Consider the following 10,431-nt stretch of genomic DNA (forward strand, 5'->3'; position numbering starts at 1 on the left):
CCCTCTTCTGGGCGACTATAGCCCATAGACAAGGTTTATTTTCTTTGCACTATGCCCCAATGGAATTAAGAGAAATCCTCTCACCCTTGTGGCAGCGACAACCAGTAGTTTTAATTGGCAGTGCCATAGAACCAGAAACTGAGGCTCCTCTTTTTCGACAGCGCCTTGGTTTGGAAGATTTAACTTGTCTGAAGTTTTCTTCGGAGAGTCAAGCGGAAGCAATTCAACTGTATGTACCCTATAAATTGCCTCTACCTAACACGCCAGAATTTCAAGCGGCATTTATTCACAAAGTCCGCACACTGGTTTGTCTGAGTGCTACAGCACCAGGGTTAACGGTTGTTTTGGTGGGGGATGTACCACTCAAGGCTCAAGTAGCAACAATTTTGGCTTCAGAGTTTGGTTCGCGGGTGCAGGTAGAAAAAACTTGTTTAGATGAAAATGGTATTTTGATTAGCGGTTGGGAATTTTGGCGAGAACATCAGCGAGTTTTGCCGGCACCCCATCTGTTAATTATTGCGACTTTACCTTTACCATCTTTAGAAAATCCGCTTGTAGCTGGTAGGGTAGCTCTTTATAAGCGATCGCATCAAGATTGGTTTCGTTTATATTTATTGCCGACAGCCTTAAGTGAATTACAAAGAGCGATCGCGCCAGTCCGAGAAAGTCAAGGCATTGTTGCTTTACTTGATAGTCGTGTAGTTAACCGTAGCTACGGCGCTCAAATCCTCACCGCCTTAAGTCCTCTCGCCCGCATTAACTATCTCGACCCCAGTCTATTTACTAACACCGATGAAGAAAATTCCGCTTAAAGTCAATACCCAATGCCCAATTTACATTTTCCGAAGGTAATGCGATTCATCATAATTCATAATGACTAATGACGCTCTCTACAAGACCCTCTTGCTAGCTTGTTTATTTCCAGGAGTAAGCAGACTCGCTTTTCGCGTCACTAACATAATTACGAATTACGAATTACGAATTACGAATTATTTAATGATGATTCCTGGCAAGATAAATTTAGAACCTAAGTAAAATTTGAGTTGCTGATTATGGGTGAAGCAAAGCGTCGCAAAACCACACAAGGGGAAACATACGGTCAAGAGACTCGAATCTTGCCTTGGCTTCCCATCACAAAAATTCAAGGCGAACAATTTGTCAGTTGGACAACTCGTGGTGCTTGGATAGGCATTATCCTTATGGCTGTAGGATGGGCAACTATCCGTTTTATTGGCCCAGCCTTCGGTTGGTGGCAAGTAGTCTACTAAATCCTGCTGTTAATCTAAAAGACTTTGAATCTTACTCCCCTTGCCTTGTAGGGCTACAGTGTAAACACAAGTCTCGTTGACCATACAATGGCATTGTATCGACTAAAAATGGCATTGCATTGACTGACAATGGCATTGTATCGACTAACAATCACATTGCATCGACTAACAATCACATTGCATCGACTGACAATAGCATTGCATCGACTGACAATGGCATTGTATCGACTAACAATCACATTGCATCGACTGACAATGGCATTGTATCGACTAACAATCACATTGCATCGACTGACAATGCTATTTCTCTCATTCCCATGCTGTGTATGAGAATGAGGAAAGCCTCATCAAGCTAGATTTTTAGGACTTGTGTGTACACGTAGCCTTGTAGGGAAGGGCTGGGAGTTAAGTCTTTATTGTGCTTAGTAGTAAACCAGCAGCTACTCTTTTCCCTTAGAATTTTCCCGTAGATTTGGTCAGCTTTTGTAGTATGTAAAGAAGCACTTTCGACGTGAGATTATGCCCTCCTCCAAAAAACTCTTCACCTACCCATCCAGCCACAAAAGCAATCAAGTCGATAACTATCACGGTACTTCAGTTGCAGATCCTTACCGTTGGTTAGAAGATCCTGACTCTGAAGAAACAAGGACTTGGATTGAGGCACAAAATCAAATTACTTTTGGCTACTTGAGCGAAATTCCTGCCAGGGAAAAAATTAAACAGCGCCTTACTAAACTTTGGGATTATGAAAAATATGGCATCCCTTTTAAAGAAGGTGAACGTTACTTTTATTTTAAAAATGACGGACTGCAAAACCAAAGTGTCCTCTACACCCTGAAAACCCTCGACGACGAACCCAAAGTTTTACTCGACCCTAATAAACTTTCAGAAGATGGCACTGTTGCTCTTTCGGGATTGTCTATTAGCGAAGATGGTAAACTTTTAGCTTATGGGCTATCTGTCTCTGGTTCTGATTGGCAAGAGTGGAAAGTACGCGATGTTGAAACTGGTGAAGACCTACAAGATAATTTAAAGTGGATTAAGTTTTCTGGTGCATCGTGGACACACGATCGTCAAGGTTTTTTCTACAGTCGCTATGATGAACCGAATGAAAAAACTCAATTAGAAGATGTTAACTATTATCAAAAGCTCTACTATCATCAATTAGGAACATCTCAGTCAGAAGATGTACTAATTTATCATCGTCCTAACCAAAAAGAATGGGGTTTTGGTGGTGGTGTTACTGAAGATGGACACTATCTAATAATTTCTATTTGGCTGGGTACTGACTCCAAAAATTTAGTTTTCTTCAAAGATTTAACTAACCCTAATGCTGAAGTCGTAGAATTAATTAACCAGTTTGAGGCAGATTACAGCTTTATTGACAATGATGATAGCATCTTTTATTTCCGCACGGATTTAAACACACCACGGGGAAAAGTTATTGCTATTGACACTAAAAACCCTGCACCAGAAAATTGGCAAGAAATCATTCCCCAATCCGCAGAAACTTTAGAAAGTGTAGGCATACTTAATAATCAATTTGTTGCTGATTACCTCAAAGATGCTCATAGCCAAATTAAAATCTTTGACCTCAAAGGTGGGTTTATTCGTGAGGTAGAATTACCTGGACTTGGTTCAGCCGGAGGTTTTGGTGGGAAACGTCATGATACCGAAACTTTTTATAGTTACGCCAGCTTCACTACACCAGGAACTATCTATCGCTACGATATGATAACTGGTAAAAGTACTGTTTTTCGCCAGCCACAGGTAAATTTTAATCCAGATAATTACGAAACAAAACAAGTTTTCTATCAAAGCAAAGATGGTACTAGAGTACCCATGTTTATTACCCACAAAAAGGGTATTAAATTAGATGGAAATAACCCCACTTATCTCTATGCTTATGGTGGTTTTAATGCCTCAATGACACCTGGCTTTTCAGTGAGTCTGTTGGTGTGGATGGAAATGGGTGGTATCTATGCTATGCCCAATCTACGCGGCGGTGGAGAATACGGCGAAGAATGGCATCAAGCAGGAATGAAGGATAAAAAGCAGAATGTCTTTGATGACTTTATTGGCGCTGCTGAGTGGTTGATTGCAAATAAGTATACTAAGACTGAGAAACTGGCGATCGCAGGTGGTAGTAATGGTGGCTTATTAGTTGGTGCTTGCATGACACAGCGCCCGGATTTGTTTGGTGCAGCAATACCCGCCGTCGGCGTGATGGATATGTTGCGGTTTCACAAATTTACCATCGGTTGGGCTTGGACTTCCGAATATGGTTCAGCAGATAATCCCGAAGAGTTTCCAGCGTTGTATGCTTATTCGCCACTCCACAACATCAAACCCGATACAGCTTACCCAGCAACCTTAATTACCACAGCCGATCATGACGATCGCGTTGTCCCTGCTCATAGTTTCAAATTTGCCGCCGCTTTACAAGAAGCTCACGCAGGTGATGCGCCAACCCTAATTAGAATTGAGACTAAGGCAGGACATGGCGCGGGTAAACCCACAGCTAAAATTATCGAAGAAGCCGCAGATAAATGGGCTTTTTTGGTGCGTGCTTTGAATGTTGAAGTTTAAAGGTTGATTTATTTGTAGAGTGCGTTAACGCAGTGTAACGCACTACATTATCTCCATAAGCAAAACCCTTGTTTTCGGGTAGGGGCAATTCATAAATTGCCCCAAAGCGTTTAAGTTTTGGATAATTCCTATTTCTTTATTCCTCTTGTGCTTAAAACGCAACAGCTTGGGCTGTCCCCTTAAGATGGATTATTGTATAAATTTGTTTCTGCCTTTGGTTGAATTGAGGAATCGTAGAAAACCGATTTAATGTTGTGATTCCGTCAGTTACAATTTTTACTTCATTGCCATATCCCAGGTTTATATGGGGTATAAGCAAGCTAAATGTGGTGGAGCCAGTATCTACAGTCTTTTTAATAGTCACAGTCACTTGCGTACCAATTTCCGTTTCGACACTACGGATCTCATCTCCCTGAAAGTTTAATGTCTGTTTCCGATCTTGATAGCTGAAAAGGGGCTTACCAGTAATGCTTGATGTTGAGTAATTAATACTGACTTTATCGCCCTTGAAATTGTACCCTATTAAATTATACAAATTCGGTGTTTTTTCTTCTAAGGCATGAGATTTTAATACAGGTATTGCTACTAAAGCTATACCTAATGCGAATGATGCAATTAAGTTTCTTGTTTGCATATCTCAAAAATTTATTACTAGTTTGATGGAGAAGCCTACCCTGATGGAATGACAATTAGGAATCAAACCAATCGTAGAGGTAGATATTCCAAAACACTTGTCAAACGGAACACATTGCAATGGTTATTAATATAGTTACAAAAATTCGGAACAGTGCGTAAAGTTACATCTGTCTTGAAAATATCAGATAAGTGGTAAAGGATATAAATAAGACATTTTTATACCATAACTTGAGCTATTGCTAGTAAGTTTATTGCAAATAGGTAAACTTGAAAACCGACTATTACGGCATGAGGGAAATAAAGCTACCATTAAAAATGGTAAAAAAGGCGAGAATTTAAGTCTTTTGACTTCCATAAGGTATTACTAAGGTTTTGTTTTGTCAAAACAGAATTCAGGAGTCAAAATGAATTCTGTATGGCTGGCGGATAGCACTGGGGTAGCGAGTCCCCGACTAATTGATTCTGGATTCTTCTTCAAAATTAGAAATTTGCATTTGGCATTGCTTATGAAGCTCCGCTCATATATATTTATAGGTTTTTTTCTCAGTCTGCTCCTAAGTCTTGTGCCGTTTTCGGGCAATTTCACCAATGCTGCAACACCAACAGCAGTTGCACCTGCATCTGTTGTCTCATTCACCCAAGGGGTACAAAAAACGGTATTGGACAACGGCTTAACAGTGCTAACTAAGGAAGTCCATACCGCTCCAGTGGTCAGCGTGCAAGTTTGGTATAAAGTTGGTTCGCGTAACGAGGTTAAGGGAGAAAATGGCCTTTCTCACCAGCTAGAACATCTGATGTTCAAGGGTACAACTGCCCGTCCAGTGCAGTTTGGCAGGTTGTTTAGTGCCTTGGGTAGCCAGTTTAATGCTTTTACAAGCTATGACGAAACAGCTTATTTTGGCACGGTGCAACGAGACAGACTCGAAGCATTGTTGACACTGGAAGCCGATCGCATGGAAAACTCTTTAATTGGAACTGAGCAACTAAAGAGTGAAAAGCGGGTGGTAATTTCTGAGTTACAGGGGTACGAAAATTCACCAGGCTATCGTCTCGATCGGGCAGTGATGCGAGATGCTTTCCCTACCAGAGCTTATGGCTTATCTGTGGGAGGCACAAAAGCTGATGTGGAAAAATTCACGCTGGAGCAAGTGCGGAATTATTACCAAACCTATTACAGCCCAGACAATGCCACATTGGTAATTACAGGAGATTTTGCCACAGAACCTGTACTCAAAGTTGTTAAAGAAACTTATGGGAAGTTGGCAAAACGAGGAAACGAGGAAAAAAGGACACGGGCAAACGTCGCCCCGTCTTCTCCAGTTGCTTCTACTACTAAAAAAGCACCCATTGTTTTGAAACAACCTGGAAGTGCGGCACTACTCCAAGCTGTGTATCCTTTACCAGATATTAAACATCCTGATGTGCCGGCAATTGATGTGATGGATGCTATTCTCACAGGTGGACGTAGCTCTAGGCTTTATCAAGCTTTGGTAGAATCTGGACTCGCTAGTTCAGTAAGTGGTGGTGCTGCCGAACTCATTGAACCAGGTTGGTATGACATTAGTGCTACGGCGGCTCCGGGTCAAGAGTTAGGGAAAATTGCCCAGGTGCTTCAAGAATCTTTAGGAAAGTTGCAACAGCAGCCAGTGACCACAGAAGAATTGAACCGGGCGAAGACGCAACTGCAAGCCTCGTATATCTTGGGTAATCAAGATATCACAAGTCAAGCTACCCAACTGGCGTATAACCAAACGATCGCAGGTGATTATCATTTTATTGAAAAGTATCTGGCTGCGATCGCTAAAGTCACCCCAGCCCAAGTCCAGCAAGTTGCCAAAACTTATCTAAATCCGGCTAAACAAACCATCGGCTTCTTTGAGCCAACTCAACCAGATGGGAAACCAGGGACTTCTACTGGTGGTTCTGGGCGGACGGTAGAAAATTTCAGCCCCGGTAAACCTGTAGATCCGGCAGAACTGGCTAAATATCTTCCACCTGCCACATCAACTACAGATTCGGCCAAACAATCACTACCAGAAGAGTTTACCTTAAATAATGGTTTGCGGGTTCTGTTGTTAGGCGATCGCAGCCTCCCCACCATTAACCTAAGTGGACAAATTAACGCTGGTACTGAATTTGACGGCAATCAAAAAGCTGGATTAGCGAATCTGACTGCGGCTAACTTGATGAATGGGACAAAGACTAAAAATGCTCTTACCCTAGCAAAAACCTTAGAAGATCGGGGAGCCGGTTTGAACTTCAGTACCAGCCGCGAGGGAGTTAACGTTAGCGGTGAGGGACTTTCTGCGAACCTGCCGATATTGATTCAAACTCTGGCAGATGTGTTACAAAATGCCACTTTCCCTGCCGAACAGTTAGAACTGAGTCGCCAACGGGCACTGACAAGTCTCAAAGTCCAGCTAGATGACCCCAGAGGACTGGGAAGACAAGTATTCCAGCAGGCAATTTACCCTGAAAATCATCCATTCCATAGCTTTCCCACCTTCGATAGCTTAAAGGGCATTACTCGTGATGATTTGCTTGGCTTCTACCAGACACACTACCGACCAGATGGCACAACGATCGCAATAGTTGGAGACTTCGATCCAGTTAAGGTAAAAACTTTGCTGAATCAGGCGTTTGACAAATGGCAAGTCACAGGTAAGCCACCTATGCTAAAAATATCATCCGTGCCATTCCCACAAACTTCGACACGTTTAAACAAAGTAATTCCTGGTAAAGCAGAAGCTGTTACCTACATCGGCTACAACGGTATTTCTCGGAAAGACCCGCGTTATTATGCAGCAGTAATACTGAATCAGATTTTGGGTGGTGATACCTTATCGAGCCGTTTGGGTACAGAAGTGCGCGATCGCCTTGGTCTAACCTACGGTATTTATAGTGCTTTTGCTGCCGGAATCAATCCCGGCCCGTTCTTGATTCAGATGCAGACTGCTCCTGGAGATACCCAAAAAGCGATCGCCAGTACTCTCGGTTTACTTAAACAGTTGCGCGAGCAAGGAGTAACTGAAGCTGAATTGAATACGGCAAAACGCTCAATTACTAATAGCTACCCTGTGGATTTAGCTAATCCCAGTGATGTATCAAGCATCATTTTGGATAATTCTGTCTTGGGACTTTCGCGATCGGAAATCCGAGACTTTCCCCAGCAGATTCAAGCAGTCACTATGGCTCAGATACAAAAGGTAATTGAGGATTTAATTAAGCCAGAAAATCTAGTAATTGTCACCGCAGGTCCTGGAGATGTTGCACCCAAGGGCGGTTAATTACCTCAGCTAATTTTTAGATTTTGGATTTGGGATTTTTTCTTCAATCCAAAATCTAAAATCAAAAGTTTAATGATTCTTGCTATATCTTATTTTGTCAATTTTATTTTTCTTCTTTCTTTTCTTCCATATTAGTTATACCTTCAAATAACTTGTTAAAATCTGCCTTTAAAAATTCTTGATAACTATCTTTTTTTGCCATTATTTACTCCTAATTAGAAAGCAAATCTTTAATGATTTTGCCTAGATTTTCAACTCCCTTATCTATATCGATTAAGTTGACGTATTGTAATATACCAGATTTAGCTAACTTTTTGGCTCGTTCATCAGTAGCCTCTCCACGCAAGGCATCTGCAAGGATATCTGCGGTTCTACCACTACCAGCGATCGCAACAACTAACCTTCCAGTATTAATGCTAGAAAACGCATCCTCAAAGGTAATCTCACCACCATTTAAAAGTACAGTCAGCGAAGGTGCGTTATTAGCTAGCACAATTGCAACGTGAGATATCCAAGGAGACTCGTCGCCCCAATTATCGCCAGGAACCAGTACAAAATGAGTATGGTTTGGCTCTAATAATGTCAAATCAGGAGCAGGTTCTTTTTGATTAGGTAAAGCCACTTTATTTTCGGGTGCTACACCAATCAAAGCAAACTTACCACCTATCTGGGTACGAGCCTTACCCATTAGTTGCATGACTCCCACATTCGTACCTCCATCCACAACATAAGCCCCCAAATTTTCGGCGATCGGGGCTAAAACTTCCGTAAATAATCGTTGAATGCGGAGAAAGTCGGCTTCACTGATGTTACTTGCACCCCCCACCACGACTAAAACAGAACGCGAACCATCAAGCCCTATTTGCTTAAGTGCATCTGGTAATTCGGCTTGTCGATCGGCTCGAATAGCTAATGCTGTTTGTCCGCTGTCAAAGGTAAGTTTCAAACAATTTTTCATTTGTCAAAAATCCTGACTGCTTAAGTTTTCTAGGGTAGAAGTTCGCAGTCATGTTCTACAAGCGTTGTATTCCCGACAGTTAATTGCCAAACCGGGCCGATGGAAGAGCGATGTCTCCGTCGGGCTACGCTTACGCAAGCAGTTTTATTTAGCGCAGCTTCAAAAAGCAAGGTTATTATAATTAATGCATTAATCAAGCTTGCGCCTAATAATAAATAAGTTGGCACAAAAAAACCTCTAGAATACGGAGACGATTAATCGCCTCTGTAGAGCTGTTAGGTGCTGCGCCTAAACAAAATCAGCCGTTGTACAAATTTCCATAAGGATAATTGAAGTGACTAAGACTAATTCAGACTTTCTTTCCTCCACCGATCCAGCGATCGCGGAGTTAATCAACGACGAACTACAGCGTCAGCGAGATCACTTGGAGTTGATTGCTAGTGAAAACTTTACCTCCGCGGCGGTACTGGCGGCTCAAGGTTCAGTACTGACAAATAAATATGCCGAGGGATTACCTGGTAAACGCTACTATGGCGGTTGTGAGTTTATCGACAAAATCGAGCAACTAGCGATCGATCGCGCTAAACAGATATTTGGTGCTGCTCATGCGAATGTCCAACCTCATTCTGGCGCACAAGCTAATTTTGCCGTGTTCCTGTCGCTGCTGCAACCAGGGGACAAAATTATGGGGATGGATTTGTCTCATGGGGGACACCTCACCCACGGTTCACCTGTAAATTTCTCAGGTAAGTGGTTTCAAGTTAGCCACTACGGGGTTAGTCAACAAACAGAACAACTTGACTACGATCGAATTCGAGAACTGGCGCTGAAGGAGCGTCCTAAGCTCTTAATTTGTGGTTATTCAGCTTATCCCCGGATAATTGATTTTGAAAAGTTCCGTAGTATTGCTGATGAAATCGGCGCTTACTTACTTGCCGATATTGCTCATATCGCTGGTTTAGTTGCTACTGGTCTTCATCCCGATCCCATTCCTCATTGTCATGTAGTCACAACAACTACCCATAAGACTCTCCGCGGCCCTAGAGGTGGCTTAATCTTGACCAGCGACGCAGAACTAGGTAAAAAGCTAGATAAATCAGTTTTTCCTGGCAGTCAGGGCGGGCCATTAGAACACGTAATTGCTGGTAAAGCAGTGGCTTTTGGAGAAGCCCTAAAGCCTGAGTTTAAAACCTATTCTGCCCAAGTGATTGAAAATGCTCGTGCTTTGGCAGAACAACTACAAAATCGGGGTTTAAAATTAGTGTCAAATGGCACTGATAACCATTTAATCCTCGTGGATTTACGCTCTGTAAATCTAACTGGCAAGCGAGCGGATCAGCTAGTCAGTACTGTGAATATTACTGCTAACAAAAATACTATTCCCTTCGATCCGCAATCACCATTTGTTACTAGTGGTTTGAGGTTAGGTTCGCCAGCAATGACCACGCGGGGCTTAGGAGTGGCAGAATTTACCGAGATTGCAAATATTATTAGCGATCGCCTGCTTTCTCCAGATTCCGACGTAGTAACCCAAGATTGTCGGCAACGGGTAGCAGCATTGTGCGATCGCTTCCCCCTATATCCTCACCTGGAAATTCCTGTACCAGCGCTAGCATAATTGGGCATGGGGTATTGGGCATTGGGCATTAGTAAATAGTTCTTCTTCCCCATTCCCCATTCCCCATTCCTAATG

Annotated in this window: 7 protein-coding genes; 5 read left to right on the plus strand and 2 right to left on the minus strand. The window is 42.4% G+C overall.

Translation table 11 applies throughout. The features are described from left to right. The 3 genes from CDG77_RS31705 to CDG77_RS31715 form a co-directional block, all read left to right on the plus strand. Nucleotides 1-812 (plus strand): helicase C-terminal domain-containing protein (locus CDG77_RS31705; protein WP_333783406.1); only part of this gene is annotated, 812 nt, incomplete at its 5' end. Between the two features lie 240 nt (nucleotides 813-1,052). Beyond that, a complete protein-coding gene (locus CDG77_RS31710) occupies nucleotides 1,053-1,268 on the plus strand; it encodes a DUF2839 domain-containing protein (RefSeq protein WP_094333182.1) in 216 nt (71 codons plus the stop codon). A 519-nt stretch (nucleotides 1,269-1,787) separates the two neighbouring features. Beyond that, complete coding sequence (locus tag CDG77_RS31715; protein ID WP_094333183.1) at nucleotides 1,788-3,857, plus strand: prolyl oligopeptidase family serine peptidase; 2,070 nt, start codon at nucleotides 1,788-1,790, stop codon at nucleotides 3,855-3,857. A 151-nt stretch (nucleotides 3,858-4,008) separates the two neighbouring features. Here CDG77_RS31715 and CDG77_RS31720 read toward each other — a convergent pair whose 3' ends face one another. Next, the gene (locus CDG77_RS31720; RefSeq protein ID WP_223270089.1) at nucleotides 4,009-4,491 is read right to left on the minus strand and encodes a hypothetical protein; all 483 of its coding nucleotides are present in this window, start codon (nucleotides 4,489-4,491) and stop codon (nucleotides 4,009-4,011) included. A 508-nt stretch (nucleotides 4,492-4,999) separates the two neighbouring features. Between CDG77_RS31720 and CDG77_RS31725 the strand changes: the two genes are divergently transcribed. Next, nucleotides 5,000-7,780, plus strand: coding sequence for a M16 family metallopeptidase (locus CDG77_RS31725; protein WP_094333187.1), 2,781 nt, complete (start codon nucleotides 5,000-5,002; stop codon nucleotides 7,778-7,780). A gap of 211 nt (nucleotides 7,781-7,991) precedes the next feature. Here CDG77_RS31725 and CDG77_RS31730 read toward each other — a convergent pair whose 3' ends face one another. Further along, the gene (locus CDG77_RS31730) at nucleotides 7,992-8,738 is read right to left on the minus strand and encodes a hypothetical protein (protein WP_094333184.1); all 747 of its coding nucleotides are present in this window, start codon (nucleotides 8,736-8,738) and stop codon (nucleotides 7,992-7,994) included. Nucleotides 8,739-9,072: 334 nt separating this feature from the next. On the opposite strand from CDG77_RS31730, the gene glyA reads away from it, so the two are divergent. Next, entirely contained in the window at nucleotides 9,073-10,356 is a 1,284-nt protein-coding gene (gene glyA / locus CDG77_RS31735) for a serine hydroxymethyltransferase (protein ID WP_094333185.1), read from the plus strand. Nucleotides 10,357-10,431 lie beyond the last annotated feature (75 nt).

The sequence above is a fragment of the Nostoc sp. 'Peltigera membranacea cyanobiont' 213 genome (assembly GCF_002245975.1).
Classification (GTDB): domain Bacteria; phylum Cyanobacteriota; class Cyanobacteriia; order Cyanobacteriales; family Nostocaceae; genus Nostoc.